The organism is Mucilaginibacter aquariorum, from assembly GCF_024498135.1.
GTDB classification, from domain to species: domain Bacteria; phylum Bacteroidota; class Bacteroidia; order Sphingobacteriales; family Sphingobacteriaceae; genus Mucilaginibacter; species Mucilaginibacter aquariorum.
The window spans coordinates 71,720-90,671 of the sequence record NZ_JANHOH010000006.1; the positions used below are offsets into that span (position 1 = coordinate 71,720).

The window sequence follows — 18,952 nt, forward strand, 5'->3', positions numbered from 1 at the left end:
TAAGCGGCCACCCTTCGTTAATTATTGTTAATTATACGCCATAAACTTTTACCTTTAGGGCTGGTTTGTTAATTTCGCAAATTATCTATTAAAACGCATGGAAGAATTTGAAGCAAGCGCATCGGCAAAAAAAACAAAAACGATATACATATCTACCGTTTTTGGAATTGCCATGGTTTTATTAATGATAGGGCTGCTGGGGCTTATATTGGTGCATGCCAATAACCTGTCGCGCTATGTAAAAGAAAACATTGTGCTGAATATTTTTATGGATGATTCGGCCCACGAAACCGATGTGCTGCAGCTGCAAAAGCAACTGGACGCAAACGTAATGGTAAAACAAACCCAATACGTAAGCAAGGAACTGGCCGCGCGCAACCTGCAAAAAGACCTGGGCGAAGATTTTGTGAAGTTTTTGGGTTACAACCCGCTATCTCAATCGCTTGATATATACCTAAAGGCAGATTACGCCAACAATGCCGGCATCGAGAAATTTAAAGCCGAGCTAATGAAGAATAAGCTGGTTAAGGAGGTGAAGTACCAACAATCATTGGTAGACCAAATGAACGCCAACCTTACTTCCATCAGCTTAATTATACTGGGTTTTGCCGGGATATTTATTATCCTATCGGTAGCATTAATAAATAACACCATCAGACTGGCCATATATTCGCAGCGGTTTTTGATCAAATCAATGCAGTTGGTAGGTGCTACAAAAGGGTTTATCCGCAAGCCATTTATACTTTATGGTATCTGGCACGGGTTATTAGGCGCATTAATATCAGTAGTGATATTAATTGGCACCCTGTACCTGGCCAACAAACAGATCCCTGATCTGGTTATACTGCAAAACTACACTGAGTTTGGTATTGTGTTTTTAGGTATAATAGCCCTGGGCATATTTATATCAGCCTTTAGCACGTTCCTGGCGGTTAATAAGTTTTTACGTTTAAAAATATACGATCTATACAGATAGTTCATTAGTTCACTGGTTCATTAGTTTATTTGCAGCTAAGTGCCAGTCACTAAATCACTAATTCAACAATTCACTAATTAAAAATATGGCACTGCAACAATCAAAAACAGCTGCAAGCAAAACACAGGCACCGGTAACAAATACCACTACGCCGGGTCAGTTTATATTTGGTAAAGAAAACTACAAATGGTTAATTATCAGCATAGCTGTGGTTGCATTTGGTTTTGTGCTAATGAGCGGCACTACAGATATTTACAGCACTACAAAAATTGTAATAGCGCCAATAGTAGTGCTTGCAGGCTTTGGCTTAGGTTTTTACGCAATTTTAAGGAAGCCTACTGGTAAATAATGAACATCATTCATGCAATTGTCCTTGCTATTATCGAGGGCATCACGGAGTTTTTGCCGGTATCGTCAACAGGTCATATGATCATCGCTTCATCTGTAATGGGTATCCAAAGCAATGATTTTGTAAAGCTATTTACAGTTGCAATACAGTTAGGGGCTATATTATCCGTAGTGGTTTTATACTTTAAACGCTTCTTTCAAACCATCGGGTTTTACTACAAATTGTTTGTGGCCTTTATACCAGCGGCGGTATTTGGTCTGCTATTTAGTAAAAAAATAGATGCCTTATTAGAAAGCGCTTTAACTGTAGGTATAACTTTGTTTATTGGCGGTATTATATTGCTTTTTGTAGATAAATGGTTTAACAACCCCAATGTTAAAGAAGAAAAAGAGATAAGCTATTTAACCGCTCTAAAGATCGGTTTCTTCCAGTGTTTATCTATGATACCCGGTACCTCCCGCTCCGCAGCAACTATTGTAGGTGGTATGGCACAAAAGCTAAGTCGCAAGGCCGCTGCCGAGTTTTCTTTCTTTTTAGCAGTACCAACCATGTTTGCCGCTACAGCCAAAAAACTATACGATTTTTATAAAGAAGGCCACACAATTACCGGCGAAGAAATTAAGTTACTGGCTATTGGTAACGTTATTGCATTTGTAGTAGCCCTGTTGGCTATTAAAACATTCATCAACTTTTTAGAGCGCCGCGGTTTCCAGTTATTTGGCTGGTACCGTATTTTAGTAGGAGGGGTAATTATTGCCCTTTATCTAAGCGGCCATAATTTACAGGTGATATAGATATGGTTTTCTTAAAACCCTATCTTAAACAAACTCTTCTGTTAAGCTTAACTTTTTTATTTTATTTGAGTGGATATACTCAACAATATAAAACTGACGACTTTAGTGAGGTTATGCCACCAAAATACCCCACAAAGGAATGGCTGGAGCTTAATCGTGCGCCTCTAAGTTTCAAGGTTGTCATCGTGAATAATGTACTTGCAATAAGTAAAGCCACAGAGCGACATCAAACTCAACTTGATGTAGAAGGTGGGACACTAATCGGTATTAACCGTGGCGAATGGGGTGGAGTGTTGCTTTACAAAAATAGAGTCTCAACCGATACAATTAAAGGTGGTAATATCGTTAAAATCTTTAAATTTCAAAATCAAATATATTTTCTCGAAGGACTTGCTCATATGTCTTTCAATAGTGGTAGTCTTTATAAATTAAATAAACAAAGCAATAAATTTTCCTATGACAAAGTATTAGATTTTGAAGATGCACCTGAAAGTTTTACTATTTTAAACGACAAAATTTTCGTGGCTGGATTTGGTAACTTTTACATAGTTAAAAATGAAAAGTGTGAAACCATTTTCAAAGGCATGTTTTGGGAATCTTTATACCCAAACTCTGTTGCCGCTTTAAACGATAATGAGGTTTATTTAGGAATTAAGGGCGGGTATGTGAAATTAAATATTTCGAATAAAACGCTCAAATTTTACAAATATAAGCACTTGTCCAAAGTTGTTGATCCGTGATGGGTTAAAATTATTGGCTTTTAAAGGCTACTTTTGCATTTTTAATAAGATGTTTCAATCTATACAAGACTTTGCCGACGGGCAACTCCTCCTCATCAACAAACCATTCGAATGGACAAGCTTTGATGTGGTAGGTAAATTGCGTAATGCCTTTAAGCCGCTAAAGCTTAAGGTAGGCCACGCAGGCACGCTCGACCCACTGGCTACCGGCCTGCTTATTATTTGCACCGGTAAAATGACCAAGCAGATTGATACTTTCCAGGCAGAAGAAAAGGAATATACCGGTACCATGGTACTGGGTGCAACCACCCCAACCTACGATCTGGAGAGCGAACCCGAAGCAAAATTTGATACCAGTCATTTAACCGACGAACAAATAAAAGCGGCATGCGCACAGTTCACCGGCGATATTCAACAATATCCACCTGCTCACTCAGCCATAAAGATTGATGGCGAGCGCCTTTACGAAAAAGCCCGCCGCGGCGAAGAAGTAGAATTGCGCTTGAGAAATGTTACCATATCAGAATTTGAGATAACCCGAATTGAATTGCCGGAAGTTGATTTCCGTGTAGTATGTAGTAAAGGGACTTATATCCGGTCGCTGGTAAACGATTTTGGTGCCGCATTGAATAACGGGGCCTACATGTCGGCCTTAAGGCGCACCAGAAGTGGTAATTACAGGATAGAGGATGCCCACGAGATACTGGAACTGGTAGATACAATACGCGCATTGAAGTCAGCCCCTGATTTAACAGGATTATAATTCTTACACAGATTAAACAAAAACCTTTCTGCTTTCTGCTTAGTCCTTTTACCTTTGTGCCGGCACGATGAAGATCTATAATCATATTGATGAATTTACACCAGTTAAAAACGCGGTGGTTACCATTGGCACTTTTGATGGGGTGCATATTGGGCACCGCAAAATTATATCGCGCATAAAAGAACTAGCTGCAGCTACCGGTGGCGAAACGGTTATCCTTACTTTTTTCCCGCATCCGCGGATGATATTGCATCCCGAGGACGAAAGCCTTAAGCTCATCAACACCATTAACGAAAAGGCCGGACTGTTAGAACAATTAGGGGTTGATCATTTAATAATCACACCATTTTCAAGGGATTTTTCTAACCAAACTGCCGAAGGTTACATCCGCGATGTATTGGTAAATAAAATAGGTACCAAAACCATAGTGATAGGTTACGACCATCGTTTTGGGAAAGACAGGCAAGGCGGCCTGCATGATCTGCTGGCCTTAGCGCCGGTTTATGGTTTTGAAGTAGTTGAGATCCCCGAGCAGGATATAAACGATGTAGCCATCAGCTCTACCCGTATCCGTACGGCTTTGCTGGCTAATGATATCCACATAGCCAATGAATGTTTAGGTTATCCATTTTTTATTACCGGTAAAGTTATCCGCGGCGATCAGTTGGGTCGTGAGCTGGGTTACCCAACTGCCAACTTACTTATCGAAGAAAGCTATAAGCTGATCCCTGCCGATGGCATATTTGCCGTGAAGGTAAAAGTCGCGGGTAAGGAATATTCAGGTATGGCTTATATCGGCCACCGCCCAACGGTTAACGGCATGACGCGGAATATCGAAGTAAACATTTTCGACTTTAGCGCTGAAATATACAATCAGCAGATCCGTATGGAGTTTCTGCATTTTGTACGCGGCGATGTTAAGTTTGAATCGCTGGAGCAATTGGTGGTGCAATTGGGCAAGGATAAAGAGGATGTTTTGGCGCTGTTAGTAATTGATGGTCCACAATTTAATACCTAACGGCTTTCACCTCAATTTCATAAATAAGCTATATTTTCCGGGTATATTGACTGTATTAAGTGTGAATTAATATTGTTTACTTTCACTTATTCGCATAAATTAGTACTCGTATCTATTAATAAATGGCTAAACTAAATATCGACAGGCAGGAAAGTGAGTTTTTGAATGACACCATTTCCCATTGGGAGAAAAATCATTTATTGGATGCTGCCCAGGCCGAAAAGCTGCGTAACTCCTATGAAGTAAAAGGTTTCGACTGGATGCGCCTCGCCAAGTATTCTATTTGGGTGGCACTGTTTTGCGGCGCTATTGCCATTGGTTCCCTCATTGTTGACGACGCCGTTATCAACTGGATAAAAAACCTGTATGATACACCGGATATTGTCATCAGTATTTTGTCGGGCGTTGCAGCCGCCGTCTTGTTTTATTTGGGCCGCAGGCGCGAAAGGCTTTATCCTGAAAAGATCTTTAGTAACGAAGCTACCATTTTTTTAGGCGTTTTTTGTACGGCCAGCTGTATAGCCTACCTGGGCAAAACGTTTGATAACGGATCAGGTCATTACTCTATTTTGTTCCTGATATCGGTATTTGTATATGGCGTTTTGGCCTATCGGATGAATTCAAGATTGATATGGCTCTTCGCGCTGGTATCATTGGGTAGCTGGTTCGGTACCGAAACAGGTTATCAAACCAATTGGGCGCTGTATTTTCTGGGCATGAATTATCCGCTGCGCTTTGTGCTGTTTGGACTGTTACTGGTAGGTGCCTGCCACCTGTTAAAAGGAAAAAAATGGTTCGCTTACTATTGGGAACTTACCTATGTGGTAGGGATGCTATACCTGTTTATGTCGCTTTGGTTATTGAGTATATTTGGTAACTATGGCAGCCTGGATGTTTGGTGGCAAATCAAACAGATCAGCCTGTTCTACTGGGGGATAATCTCGGGAGTTGTGGCGGGTGCGTTCCTGTTGTACGGCTTAAAATATAAAGATGTAATAGCCCGCGAGTTTGGTATCACCTTTTTGATCATATTCCTTTATACCAAATACTTCGAATACTTTTGGGACCATACCAACAAAACGCTATTCTTTTCTATCCTCGCGCTGTCGTTTTGGCTAATTGGACGCAAGGCCGAAAAAATCTGGAACATTAATGTGAAAGCTACACAAGCCGCTGATAGCGAGGCATAAATGTTAGTATTACTCATTTGGAATTTATAGAATTATGCACGAAATTTAATAACAATTAAACGGGCATAATCTTAAAGGTGATGAATGAAATAAAAAGTATTGCTGATTATTTAAACATCCTTTTACGATATGTTATAGCGGGCATTGTAACGGTGCTTGTACTTTGCTATGTAGATGACAAGTGCAACGCCTATTTTCATAACATAATTCTGTTATCTCCCTGGCTCCTCTTTGCAATTGCCTGCATGCTCGGCCTCCTCATCTATTCAATTCACCAGTCGTTGTTTGATTGGTTATTTCATATTATTTGTATCAGGATCTACAAAATAAGGCATAAGGTACCTGCCGATCTGGAAGATCAAATAAAGGCATGGCTTAAGGTGGCAAGAAAAGATATTAAAGACATCGACGCTAAATCAAAGAGTGTTACTAATATACGATTTGAGTTATTTAATCAAACTTATTTGCGAAGGGCATCAAAAAATAATCAAACCTTGATCATTCAGGGCGAAATGGATAAGAAGCTGGCGTTACTAAACTTTCTGTATTGCGCAACTTATTCGTTAATGCTGTCGCCGCTTATGTTATATATTAAATACCATTTTATCGACGGGCATCAAATAAGCCAGATGTTTCAATATGGGTTTCACCTGTACAGGCTTCAGGGGGTATTTATTTGTGGCTTAATTATTTTGTGTTCGGCTGTGTTTTTTGATTACCGAACCACCAAAAGAGAAATTTGGGCGAGTATATATTTCTTTCAGGAGATAAAACCATGAAAATCCACTTGTACAAAAAACGCAGGCTTTAATGTGACAAGTGGATCATATTGATATTTTTAATGGGCTACCCAAGCTGTACCATTATAAAATACGGGGGTTACTACTGTGCCACCACCAGTTAAAACCCCTAAATAGGTGGGTGCAGTGGCATCGGTTACATAGGCCATCATACCAATAGCTCCGGCTGGTAAAGCAGCAACTGTATACCCGATTAATTTAGGCGTGGCAAGGGTTTTATTAGTTAGGGTGATTGTTGCCGCCCTTTCTGCAAATAATGCCTCGCTTGTAGCTATGGTAGTATTATTTGTGCCTGCTGCTTGTGTTGTTGTTGTTGGGTTACCTCCCAATGCTACAGAGCCTTTAATAGCCGTCACCCCTGCACTTGTAACAGTTACATCACCGGTGAGTGTTTTATTAGTGTAATCAGAGGCCCCGTTGCCAATTGGCACTTGTCCGGCCGCAGGCATACCCACACCGGTAGTTTGAACAATATGTTTTATAGTTCCCCACGTGCCACCATTTCTCGGCTCTAAAAATATACCGTTGTTAATAGACTGTGAAGTTGTATACGGCCAGTATATCTTCAATAAATTACCAAGCCCTGTTTTGCTTAAGTATTCTATATTCATTACCTGAGATGATCCACTATTGGTATAAGGCATATTGGTATGAGTATTGCCGTTCTGTAATTGCGGGACTAAGCCAGGCATATTATTAGCTATATTATGCGCGTCAGTATTGCCAGTGGTATAAAAAGCGCCCCATATATTATAAACGTCGGAGGCATAAACGTTTTTTATTTTAATCTTTTTATCAATAGCATCATAACCAACAAATTTTTGTGGGGAGTTTGGTGCTAATGTAGAGGGTTGTTTTTTAATCTTTAAATCATTACCTACAGTAAAATCCCAATAAGACTCACCGGCACCAGCAATGCTTAAGGCCGGGTTGTTGTCTGAGATAGTTGATATATATGTTTTTAGATAATTATATAAACCATTTGCGGCTATCGTACTACCGGTATTTGTGGGGTGTAATACTACTGCATCTAATAGTGTTGGTGTTGCCAACCACAATGTTTTAAATGTTTCAAATCCGTCATATAGGAGCGTTCCTTTTGCTGTAGCAACAGCTTGTGCTTCTGCTAATATCTGAGCGTGCCTGCTTTCTATATGCCCTGATGATGGTTGGCTTGGTGGATTAAAGTAAGCTATAGAAGGAATTAATACAATATGATCAGCCGGATATCCTTTACTTAATTGAGCGTCTACCCAGGCTGTTAATTGTGTGTTATAAACAGCCGGCGTATATATCGTACTATCTTTTACAGCGTCGTTAACACCACATTCACAGGCGATATATGACCCCGGCGTATAATTTGGTGTTAGAAATCGCTTAGAATATGCTGAGCTGTCACCAACTGTTAACTGTACTAATGTTCGGCCGCTTAGCCCATAGTTAATAGTTTTAATCCCTTGCAGGTTGCTGTATTTAAGTACATATCCACTATCGGGATATGTAACGCCATATGCGCCGGTCGGCCCGGCTCCATACGTTATGCTGGTTCCTACAAACGTTACTGATATGCGCCTGGTGCTATCTCCTACAACTATTTGCGCATTACTTTTAGGTATATAGTTTTTCAAGTCGCTGTATTTAGCCGCCCGGTGCCAACCATATTGGGGCCCCTTATAGTGATATAACAGCGTATCGCCATTAACTACCTTTACAAAAAACTGACTATTTACAGCATCGGGATTTGACGGTGCCGGCTCCTGAGCGAAAACCGCAAGCGTTGTAAAAGCGGCCAATAGCGTTAGTGTTATTTTTTTCATCGTGATATGGTTAGGTTAAATTGTATGTCAATTATCAAAGTCGATTAACGACAGCGTGTCGCCTGTGTAACTGCTGGCGCCTGATTAATTACCCGAGCACCGCCCCTGCCTCCCGACAAGCATGGAATAAGATTTTGAACGGCAACTTTTTAATTTGTCATCCTGAGGAACAAAGGATCTATTCACAAACCGTGCTATCGCCGAATAAATACTTCAAACGTTTTCAAATCCCCCTTTCAGGGGATCGGGGGATTAATGGTGCTTAAAAAACACCAGGTACACCTGCTTAAAAACATGGTAAGCAGCAAAGGCAAAAAACAGTATGGCAATGCTGGTATCAATAACCCTTGTACTTAGTTCAAACTTACTCTGCAAATACTTAGCAAATTTGGCGTATAAAAACAGGGCTATAAATGCACCCGCTGCCGAGCCTACACTAAAGATAATTAGGGCCAGCCAGCTGTCTTCTATCCATTCGTGCGTTATCAGGTAGGTGCCGGTAACCATCCAGAACGGGATCTGCATAGGGTTTATAAAGCCCAGCAAAATGCCGTATTTGATACTGGCATGGTTAGAGTATGTTGTTTTTGGTGGTTTGTTTCTGTTTAGCCAGGTAATTGTGCCCAGGGTGCCAAAAAGTACAACCATTATCCAGTCAATAATGGTATCCAGCCTAACCTCTTCAGATAACCATTTAGCGCCCTGCATTACCACATAGGTAAAAAAGAATTCGACACATGAAAAAGCTATAATGAACTGAAGGGCTTGTTTCATGCCCCTGTTTATGGTGATCTGTACTAACGTAAGGTTAATATTACCGGGCGGTACGTAACCTATAAAGTTGGCAATTACCCCGATGAAAAAGGTTAGGAATATCATTTACGCAAAGGTAATATTTTAGCGGGCAATAATATCAGGATGAACTTATAGGAATGTTATTTGAGCGTTGCCTTCGGCCGGGCTTTACGCTCATACGCGCACGGGCATTAGGCGCAGGGCCGGTATCCGCTCCCATCCCTAACGCATGGGACGGCGTGGCAGGGGACGCGAAGTATCGCGTCTCTACTTTATTGTATCCCGTAGAGACGCGATACCTCGCGTCTTTGACAACTATTCCTCTATATTTCGCATATTTGCACTGCAATTAAGTTGGCAGTTTGTAGTAGGCAGTGGGCATAAAGCCATGCAAACTGCAAACTCAAAACTGCAAACTGAAAAAAATGTCTCATAAAATAGTTTCATTATTACCCGCCGCTACCGAGATAGTATGTGCCTTAGGATTGGAAGCCAGCCTGGTTGGCCGTTCGCACGAGTGCGATTATCCTGAAAGCATTACGCACCTGCCCATCTGCTCAGAAGCAAACTTCCCTGATGGATTAAGCAGCGCCGATATCGATGTAAAAGTAAAAGAGATACTGGCCGATGCCTTATCGGTATACACCGTTAAACGCGAGGTAATAAAAGAGCTATCGCCTGATGTGGTGATTACCCAGGCCCAGTGCGAAGTTTGCGCCGTATCATTAACCGAAGTGGAGCAGGCGCTGGAAAACTACCTGGATAAGCAAGCGCAGATCATTTCCCTGCAACCCAATAGTCTGGATGATATATTTAACGATATAAAAACTGTAGCAGAAGCCCTTAATGTAAAAGAAGCTGGCGAGCGGTTGTTGGAAGATTTAAACGAACGGGTAGACATTATCCGCCATAAGCTGAAGTTTATGGAGAATAAGCCAACTGTTGCCTGTGTAGAATGGCTGGAGCCCATGATGATATCCGGTAACTGGATCCCAGAACTGGTTAGCATAGCAGGTGGCACACCTATATTGGCGCAGCCCGGCAAACATTCCCCTTATGTAAGCTGGGATAACATCCGCGAAAGCGACCCCGAAGTTATCCTGTTAATGCCTTGCGGGTTTTCTATTGAGCGTACCATGCGCGAAATAAATATCCTGCTGGAACAGCCCGGTTTTGGCGAATTAAAGGCCGTGAAAAATAATCGTATTTACATTGCCGATGGTAACCAATACTTTAACCGCCCCGGCCCGCGCATTGTAGATTCTGTTGAAATACTGGCCGAAATACTCCATCCCAAACAATTCGCGTTTGGATATGAAGGCGACGGATGGATAAAATTTGCACTTTAAAAAATATTTTAAAAAGTATTTCCACATCTTAAATTATTATATTTACGGTTATAAACCCTAAATATAAATCTGATGCGTCGTTTTTCTACCCTGTTGTTGTTTGTCGTGGTTAGCATAAAAACTGTGGCAGTTATGGCCGATGTGCCAAATTTTGATGTTAAAAACCTGCACCTGACCTGGGAAGTTGTAGATAACAATTACCAGAACAAGCAGCAGGCGCTAACGGCTTTAACCATCACCAATAAGGGTAAACAAACTTTACCTGCCACCGGCTGGAAGATCTATTTTAACTCGTCTCGTAATTTTACGGCCGATGCGGTTAGCGGCAACGCCAAAGTATTACAGGTAAACGGCGACTTATACAGCATCAATCCCAATGATAAAATGCAGGATGTAAAACCCGGCGAAAGCATCCGCATTGAGTATATATGCGAGGCCCCGGTAGTAAACTTTACCGATGCTATTGAAGGCCCATACCTGGTTTGGGACAGCGAACCAACAAAAGGGTATTCCCCCGGCGATTTTACCATCAAACCATACATCCCAACTTACCAGGGCTTGATTACACCCGAGATATTGTATAACCAAAACAAGATCATTCAGGATATCCAGGCATCGCAACTGCAAAAAATAATCCCTACGCCGCTCAGCTATACTGAAAGCACTGGCAATTTTGTTATAACCAACGCGGTGAGCATAGTAAGCGACCCGCTGTTTGCTAATGAAAAACGTTACTTTATAACCGGACTGGAAAAACTATTAGGCAGCAAGTTAAAGGGCACATCAAAGGATAAAAAGATCATCTTTAAGAAAAATGCAAGTTTAGGTGCGGAGGCTTATACATTAAGCGTCACGCCAAATGATATGACCATTACGGCATCAACCCCGGCGGGTTTGTTCTATGGCATCCAGTCGTTCAAAACTTCTATTTCTGCTTCGCCGTGGATGAAGGCCCAGGCCAGCATCCCTGTTCCGTGCATCAACGTAAAAGACGAGCCCCGTTTCCCGTACCGCGCGGTAATGCTGGATGTAGCACGTAACTTTCAAAGCAAGCAACAGGTGCTTAAACTCATCAACCTGATGGCGGTTTACAAGCTGAACACCCTACATATGCACCTTACCGATGATGAAGGCTGGAGGATAGAGATCCCGTCATTACCAGAGCTTACTGCCGTTGGTTCTAAACGCGGGCATACGCTGGATAGCAAAGCATTTCTGCCGGCATCGCATGGTTCTGGTCCCGACTTTACCAATACAGCCGGTACTGGTTTTTATACCAAAGCCGATTATATCGAGATCTTAAAATATGCCACCGAGCGCCACGTAACCGTATTGCCCGAAATTGAAACCCCCGGCCATGCCCGTGCATCTATCAAAGCAATGGATGTGCGTTACGATCGCTTGCTTGCCGCTGGTGATAAAGCCGGTGCCGAACGTAATTTGCTGCGTGACCTGAATGATAAATCAGACTATCGCTCGGTGCAATACTGGAATGATAACGTAATTGATGTTGCCCTGCCATCAACCTATAACTATATAGAAACCGTTGTTGGCGACCTCGTAAATATTTACAAAGAAGCCGGTGCGCCACTGCCTGCCATTCATTTTGGGGGCGATGAGGTACCCGCGCATGTTTGGGAACAATCACCCGCCTACCTGGCTTTAAAAGCAAGCAACCCCGAAATACAAAATACCGGCGACCTGTGGTATTATTTTTATGGCCGTGTGAACGATATTCTGAAGAAACGTAATATCAGGCTGTCCGGCTGGGAAGAAATGGCCTTGCGCAAAACCGCTGTCGATGGGCAAAGTACTTATGTGCCTAACCCACAATTTTTAGGCGAAAAAATGCAGGTGGATGTATGGAACAATGTTTTGGGCGATGGACAGGAAGATCTGGCTTACAAACTGGCAAACGGCGGCTACAAAGTGGTGCTTACCTGTGTAACCAACTTGTACTTTGATATGGCCAACTATAAATCGTACGACGAGCCGGGTTATTACTGGGGCGCGTTTTTGGGGATAGATAAGTTCTTCTCTTTTATCCCTTACGATTACTTTAAAAATGCCGACGTAGATAAAAATGGCAGACCTATCAATCGCAATTTGTTTTTAGGTAAACAGCGCTTAACAGATTATGGTAAAACCAACATTATAGGTTTACAAGGCGCGCTATGGGCCGAAACGGTGAAAACGCCCGAGCGCATGGATTATATGATCTTCCCTAAGCTGATAGGCTTGGCTGAGCGCGCCTGGGCAAAAGACCCGGCATGGGCTACCGAGCGCGATACGCTTAAAGCCCGCGAATTATACAACGCAGATTGGAGCAAATTCCTGAATATTTTGGGCAAGCGCGAGCTGCCACGCTTGGCTTATTACAACGGTGGTTATAACTTCAGGATCCCTAAACCGGGTGTTATTCTGGAGGATGGAAAATATAAAAGCAATATTCAATTCCCGGGGATGACCATACGCTACACCACCAACGGTAAAGAGCCTAATGAGAATAGTCCGATTTATGAAAACCCTATCCCTGCCAATGGCATTATCAAGTTTCGCGCGTTTGATGTAAAAGGGCGAGGGGGTAATGTGGCCGAGGTGCAGAATAAAGAGAATCCTGCGATGTAAGTTCATAGTCCATGGTCGATAGTCCATAGATAGGTTTAGTCCATTGTCAATAGTAGGACCATAAAAGTTCAGCTATGGACTATGGTCTATTGACAATGGACTACATATTCACATTCACCCCAAAAAAGTAATTCCTTGGGGGCGATGGGTTATAGTATCGGTTACCCACAGCGTTCAAATCGTTGCCTAAACTGTATTTTTGGTTCAGCAAATTATCAGCCCCGGCATAAAGCTCAAAGCGAACCTTACGGCTGATGCCGTGCTGCCACGATGCTTTGGCCTGTAGTAGGTGATATTTGGCTGCATACACCGTATTAGCGTCATTAAGCGGGATGGGTGAAGTGTAGTTATGCTGCACAAACAAAGCGAAGTTTTGCGGAAACAAAGTTTGTATCGACGATACGATAACCTCGCGCGGAACGCCCGTTAAACGATTGCCTGAATAATTTGCGCCTATCACATTATAATCCCTGAATTTGAAACGACTAACCGTAAGCGATGTGTTGAACTGCAGGCCACGGATAAACTGGGTATTATTCTGACGGATAAGCCAATCGGTAAAAGCCAGCTCAAAACCGGGCTGATTGGTGCCGCCGGAGTTGATGTAATATTCGGTTTCGTCCGGGTTTAATTGGCGAACGATGGATTTATCCAGTTTATAATAAAATACAGATGCATCCAGGAACATGCTTTCATCCTTGTTCCTCAAACGGAAACCTGTCTCATAATTCCACCCTAATTGAGCCTGCAGGCCCGTGTTGATGATATTGTTTGTCGGTCTTATCTCGGCAGTGGTAGGTGTTGAGTACCCGCGACTAACCGATCCGCGCCATATAAAATCGTTAGTTATCTTGTAAGATAGGGCCAGCCTCGGCATCACCACAGCATCAAAACTGCGGTTGGTAAAATCAGTCTCGTTAAGCGGCTCCAGGTTACGGAATTTGTAACCGTAATAATTCAGGCTTATCGCTGCTTCTACATGCAGGCGTTTAAACAGATCGGCCGCATAACGGGCAAAAAAGAAATGCTGCCCCGTGTTTATCTTATCTATCTTTTGCACATCGCCTTTTTCGCCGGCATTATTATCGTAATTACTGATAAGGGAATTTGTTTGCTGCCATTCCATACCCAGGTTCAGCTTCCAATCGAAGTTTTCCTTCGGGATGGCAGTCAGCTCAAAATAGGTGCGCATGCCATATGTATTTTCGCTGCGTTGCTCATAATTGGTGATGAAGGGGTTGGCAAAATCTACATGGTTACCAAAAACGGCAAGTACGTTACGGATACGGTCGGTTAGTTGGGCATCATTCACCAGCCCACCTAAAAGCAATTTGGTATTAATGCGGATCTTCTGATCAATAGCACCCGGTAGGGTCGCAGTTGGTAGCCTTGCCGACCGTGGATTAGCCTGTAGCTGCGCCAGGTTTAAACCGCCGGGAGTTTGGTAATCCAGATCGGAGTACATAATTAATGCTCTCAGCTCACTTTTTTGTCCGTACTGGTAAGCATCGCCTGCCTGCAAGTAGTTACGGTGCATGCGACTGTTTTGGCGATAACCATCGTAAGTTTGGTACGACTGATTAAAGTTGAACCGATTTTTTGAACCGGTATTTTGTAACGAAACCTTCTCGTGAAACAAACCATATGAACCTGCGCTTATCCCAGCCGACAGGTAATTACTATCGGCCCGGTTAACGGGGCTAAGCAAAACCACACCGCCCGAGTTAGCGCCAAACAAACTGCCATCGGGGCCTTTCAAAATTTCTATATGGCGTATGTTGCCAATATCGATAGCGTTTAAATAAGTATTGCCGCCTGCATCGGTAAGGGGGATCTCATCAAAGTAAATCTTCACATCCCTCACCCCAAATGGCGAACGCAGCAAGCTGCCCCTTAATGATAAACGGTAACTACCCGGCGACCGCTCTTCGGCACGCACACCCGGCACGGTATTCAGCGCGGTAACAAAAGAATTATCGGGTTGTAGCTTTAATTGCGATGCGCCTAATACGCTAACAGATGCCGGTACACTCAGTACAGGCTGTTCGGATAAATAGGCTTTAACCGTTACGGGTTTTAACTGGCGTAAAGTATCGGTTTTATTTGTAGCAGACTTGCTTTGGGCAAAGGCATTACCGGTAATAATTATTAAAGAAAGTAAGGTTAAGTAACATTTTGTCATAAGCAGGGCTAAACTACGTAAAAATAGCCCTTTACACATTATTGGGCCGTCCTTGTCAAAAATATTACAAAGCTTTATTCAGTACTAACGCGCCAGATGCGGTTACTGGTATCATCGGCAACAAGTAGCGAACCATCTTTGGCTATAGCCACGCCAACCGGGCGTCCGTACACTTCCCGCTTTTCTAAATTGGCAACAAAGCCGGTTAAAAAATCCTCCATTTGCGGGGCTGGCTTATTATTAACAAATGGTACAAAACCAACTTTATAACCAGATATCACCGACCTGTTCCATGAGCCATGCTGACCAATGAACGCGCCATTTTTATACCTTACCGGGAACTTATTGCCATTGTAAAATACCAGGCCTAACGATGCGGTATGCGGGCCTAAAGACAGATCGGGGGTTAGGGTCTTCTGCACCATATCGGGCCGTTTAACTTTCAATCGTGGGTCTTCATGCGGGCCGAAGTATGCCCATGGCCAGCCGTAAAACCCGCCTTGCTTTACGCTGGTCAGGTAATCGGGTACCAGTTCATCACCCAGGTCATCACGCTCGTTAACTACCGTGTACAACACATCCGTCCCTGGCTGAAGATCAATGCCTACAGGGTTGCGCAACCCGCTTGCGTAAATGCGTTCGCCTGTGCCATCCGGGTTTATTTCGAGTATATTGGCACGGCGCATCTCGTTCTCCAGGCCATGTTCGGCAACATTACTGCCCGAACCTACCGAAATATAGATCTTTGTACCCGTGCTGTTGGCGCGCAGGTTGCGTGTCCAGTGGTTGTTATACCCACCGGCAGGTAAAGCCAATATCATTTTACCCGGTGTAGTGATCTTTGTTTGCCCGGTATTATAATCATATTTCCAAAGCCCATCGGTATTGGCCACGTAAAACGAGTTGCCTAAAATCAGCATACCATACGGCTGGTTTAAATGGCTCAAAAATACTTCCCGTTTATCGGGGATGCCGTCGCCATTGCTATCGCGAAGAATAGAGATCTGGTTGGCGCTTTTGCCCAGGTTTTGCGATGCAGCTACACCTATTATTTTGGCACCTATCTTTTTTATCCCTTTAACCTCGGTATTAGCTTCTGATACAAAAATATCCCCGTTAGGGGCCACATAAATATTGCGTGGGTTCCTTAAGCTATCAGCAAATAAATTAACCCTGAAACCGGTGGGAGCTACCGGCATTTTACCTGCAGGCCAGCCAATCACCTTGCAATAATTACTTACCGATTTTGTTCCATACGGTGCCGGGAGCTTAACCTCCTGCTTCGTAGGTGTATTGACCGCCGCGGCCTTAGTTTGATCTGCCTTTTTTTGTTTACAACCCGCCGCCAGTAAAACAATGCCGGTTATATATAGTAAATAAGTTTTCATGATGGTGCTTTAGCTGGATAAATAACCTATTGGCATATTTATTTGTTTTGTAACTGCCTAAGTGTAAATGCCTTTATTACAAAGATTAAGGCAATAATCTGACAAAAAAATATATTTTTGGATAAGCCTGTATATCAGCACCAATGCTAACCAATAAATGCCTGCTATTATCGGTATTTGCCATATTTTTCACCCTAAAGGTGGGGGCGCAAAACAGCCTGGGCGACCCTGTGCTTAACGAAGACTTTGGCTTTGGTACTAATTATACACCGGTAGGCCGCCCGCTGAACGATGATTACAGCACGATGAAGGCGGGCGGCGACGGCGGCAGGTGCCCAAACCCGGGGGCATATTTGATACTGAATAGCTCGGCAGGGTGCTACGGGGATAGTTTTAAAACCATCAATTTTGACCACAGCGGCACAAACCCATTTGGCTATTTAATGATGGTAAATGGGGATAGCAAGCCTGTAATATATTATACCCGTATTATTGAGGGAGGTAAATTTTGCGGCGGTGCAAAATACCAGTTCGCCGCTTACCTAAGCAATATCAACATAGGTATGCCGCGGCCTGACGGATATGTTGATGCCGATGTGAAATTTACCGTTAAATCATCTACCGGTGCGGTTTTAGCTACTTATAATACAGGCCCGCTTAACCCGGATGATAGCTTTAAGCAATACTATGTAGACTTTATCGCCCCTAATGATGGAAAAGGTGTTACCATAGAACTAAGTAATAATGCCTTGACCGGTACAGTTGGTAACGATTTTGCCATGGATGATATTACCGTTAAGGCCTATGGCCCGGTAATAGATATTGGTATTGGCACTGTGGCTGGCCCTGCGGCAATAACACAAACCCAGTGTTTAGATGCCGGCCCCCAAACATACCTTTTAAAGTCGTTTGTACATAACATTGCTTCGCCGCAGTACCAGTGGCAATCAAACATTAATAACGCCGGATGGACAAACATCACAGGGGCAAAAAGTAAAGATTTTAACCTGGCAACAGAATTTAAAAACCCCACCGTTGGCAAATATCAGTATCGTATAGGGATTTTAAGCGCGCCCGGGGCATCATTAAACTGCCAGACATTCTCGCTGCCCATAACTATTGATGTAGTTAAAAACCCAAGTTTTACGCTTCCTGATACAATATCGGTTTGCGAAGGAAAAAATTTGTCGTTACATGCTGACGGCGGTACCTCTTTTCTATGGACATTGCCTGATAACAGCACTTCTGGGCAGCATTTCTTAGAGATACCTAATGCTTCAAAAAGTAATGAAGGCCGTTATATAGTGGTTATTACCGGGGATAACTGCACATCTATAACCCAAACGTGGGTGGTTGTAGGGAAACCTATTTTTGCTGCAGTGGACGATACAAACCCCATAATTTGCGAAGGTGATGCCGTGCAATTAGGGGCTAACGGGGGCACAACTTATAAATGGACACCATCTATCGGTTTAGACCATGATGACGTGGCTAAACCAATGGCCAGCCCCACTATTACTACTGAATATAATGTTGTAATAAATAATGGCGCTTGCGAAGAATATAGAACAGTTACGGTTAAGGTAATTAAAAAGCCAAAGGCAGATGCCGGTAAAGATAAGGCTATACAAGAAGGAGACGCCGTAAAGCTTGATGGCGCAATTGTTGCCGGTAATATTGCTAATTATTATTGGACATCGTCTGATAATACAAGCTATCTTACATCGCTTACGCCTGTGGTAAACCCTACCGAAAGCACAACTTATACCCTCCACCTCGAATCGAGCGACAATTGCGGGACGGCAAGCGATAACGTTTTTGTGCGTGTGTTTAAAAAACTAACCATCCCCACAACTATTACACCTAATAACGATGGCGTAAATGATATATGGAATATTGATAAGTTAATTACCTATCCCGAGAGCGTGCTTACTGTTTATACGCGGGATGGACATGAGGTGTTCAGGACTGTGGGCGATGCAAAACACTGGAACGGAATTTATCAGGGCAGACAACTCCCGGCCGGGGTGTACTATTACGCTATCGACCTTAAAAATAATTTGCCAAAAAAAGCGGGTTGGGTAATGCTGGTACGGTAGTGGCAATATCCTATTAAATAATTTAATTTGAGCTAATTGTACAATACACATACAACATTGATAA

At 42.9% G+C, this 18,952-nt stretch carries 15 protein-coding genes; 11 read left to right on the forward strand and 4 right to left on the reverse strand.

Annotated elements, in window-relative coordinates; genetic code table 11:
• Positions 1-97 precede the first annotated feature (97 nt).
• From NPE20_RS19305 to NPE20_RS19340, 8 genes are all read left to right on the forward strand, one after another.
• Positions 98-976: a cell division protein FtsX gene (locus NPE20_RS19305; RefSeq protein ID WP_256540339.1), complete on the forward strand. Its 879-nt coding sequence runs from the start codon at positions 98-100 to the stop codon at positions 974-976.
• An 85-nt stretch (positions 977-1,061) separates the two neighbouring features.
• Complete coding sequence (locus NPE20_RS19310; RefSeq protein ID WP_256540340.1) at positions 1,062-1,325, forward strand: DUF3098 domain-containing protein; 264 nt, start codon at positions 1,062-1,064, stop codon at positions 1,323-1,325.
• On the forward strand, positions 1,325-2,119 hold the full coding sequence (locus tag NPE20_RS19315) for an undecaprenyl-diphosphate phosphatase (protein ID WP_256540341.1): 795 nt from the start codon (positions 1,325-1,327) through the stop codon (positions 2,117-2,119). Before NPE20_RS19310 ends, NPE20_RS19315 begins: the two co-directional genes overlap by 1 nt.
• Before the next feature lie 65 nt (positions 2,120-2,184).
• Complete coding sequence (locus NPE20_RS19320) at positions 2,185-2,859, forward strand: hypothetical protein (RefSeq protein ID WP_256540342.1); 675 nt, start codon at positions 2,185-2,187, stop codon at positions 2,857-2,859.
• Between the two features lie 49 nt (positions 2,860-2,908).
• Entirely contained in the window at positions 2,909-3,622 is a 714-nt protein-coding gene (truB, locus tag NPE20_RS19325; protein ID WP_256540343.1) for a tRNA pseudouridine(55) synthase TruB, read from the forward strand.
• 67 nt (positions 3,623-3,689) lie between these two features.
• On the forward strand, positions 3,690-4,640 hold the full coding sequence (locus tag NPE20_RS19330) for a bifunctional riboflavin kinase/FAD synthetase (RefSeq protein WP_256540344.1): 951 nt from the start codon (positions 3,690-3,692) through the stop codon (positions 4,638-4,640).
• A 122-nt stretch (positions 4,641-4,762) separates the two neighbouring features.
• Positions 4,763-5,830 carry a DUF2157 domain-containing protein gene (locus NPE20_RS19335; protein ID WP_256540345.1) on the forward strand — a complete coding sequence of 356 codons (1,068 nt, stop codon included), beginning with the start codon at positions 4,763-4,765 and terminating at the stop codon, positions 5,828-5,830.
• Positions 5,831-5,910: 80 nt separating this feature from the next.
• The gene (locus NPE20_RS19340; protein WP_256540346.1) at positions 5,911-6,609 is read left to right on the forward strand and encodes a hypothetical protein; all 699 of its coding nucleotides are present in this window, start codon (positions 5,911-5,913) and stop codon (positions 6,607-6,609) included.
• 59 nt (positions 6,610-6,668) lie between these two features.
• Here NPE20_RS19340 and NPE20_RS19345 read toward each other — a convergent pair whose 3' ends face one another.
• Positions 6,669-8,447, reverse strand: coding sequence for an SGNH/GDSL hydrolase family protein (locus tag NPE20_RS19345; protein ID WP_256540347.1), 1,779 nt, complete (start codon positions 8,445-8,447; stop codon positions 6,669-6,671).
• Between the two features lie 252 nt (positions 8,448-8,699).
• Positions 8,700-9,326, reverse strand: coding sequence for a LysE family translocator (locus NPE20_RS19350; protein ID WP_256540348.1), 627 nt, complete (start codon positions 9,324-9,326; stop codon positions 8,700-8,702).
• A gap of 341 nt (positions 9,327-9,667) precedes the next feature.
• Between NPE20_RS19350 and NPE20_RS19355 the strand changes: the two genes are divergently transcribed.
• Together NPE20_RS19355 and NPE20_RS19360 are read left to right on the forward strand one after the other, a co-directional pair.
• The gene (locus NPE20_RS19355) at positions 9,668-10,591 is read left to right on the forward strand and encodes a cobalamin-binding protein (protein WP_256540349.1); all 924 of its coding nucleotides are present in this window, start codon (positions 9,668-9,670) and stop codon (positions 10,589-10,591) included.
• A gap of 72 nt (positions 10,592-10,663) precedes the next feature.
• On the forward strand, positions 10,664-13,219 hold the full coding sequence (locus tag NPE20_RS19360) for a family 20 glycosylhydrolase (RefSeq protein ID WP_256540350.1): 2,556 nt from the start codon (positions 10,664-10,666) through the stop codon (positions 13,217-13,219).
• Positions 13,220-13,319: 100 nt separating this feature from the next.
• Here NPE20_RS19360 and NPE20_RS19365 read toward each other — a convergent pair whose 3' ends face one another.
• Together NPE20_RS19365 and NPE20_RS19370 are read right to left on the reverse strand one after the other, a co-directional pair.
• The gene (locus NPE20_RS19365) at positions 13,320-15,401 is read right to left on the reverse strand and encodes a TonB-dependent receptor (RefSeq protein WP_256540351.1); all 2,082 of its coding nucleotides are present in this window, start codon (positions 15,399-15,401) and stop codon (positions 13,320-13,322) included.
• 74 nt (positions 15,402-15,475) lie between these two features.
• Positions 15,476-16,789: a PQQ-dependent sugar dehydrogenase gene (locus NPE20_RS19370; RefSeq protein WP_256540352.1), complete on the reverse strand. Its 1,314-nt coding sequence runs from the start codon at positions 16,787-16,789 to the stop codon at positions 15,476-15,478.
• Positions 16,790-16,932: 143 nt separating this feature from the next.
• On the opposite strand from NPE20_RS19370, the gene NPE20_RS19375 reads away from it, so the two are divergent.
• Positions 16,933-18,888 (forward strand): T9SS type B sorting domain-containing protein, encoded by a 1,956-nt coding sequence (locus tag NPE20_RS19375; protein ID WP_256540353.1) that lies wholly within the window; start codon positions 16,933-16,935, stop codon positions 18,886-18,888.
• Positions 18,889-18,952: the final 64 nt, after the last annotated feature.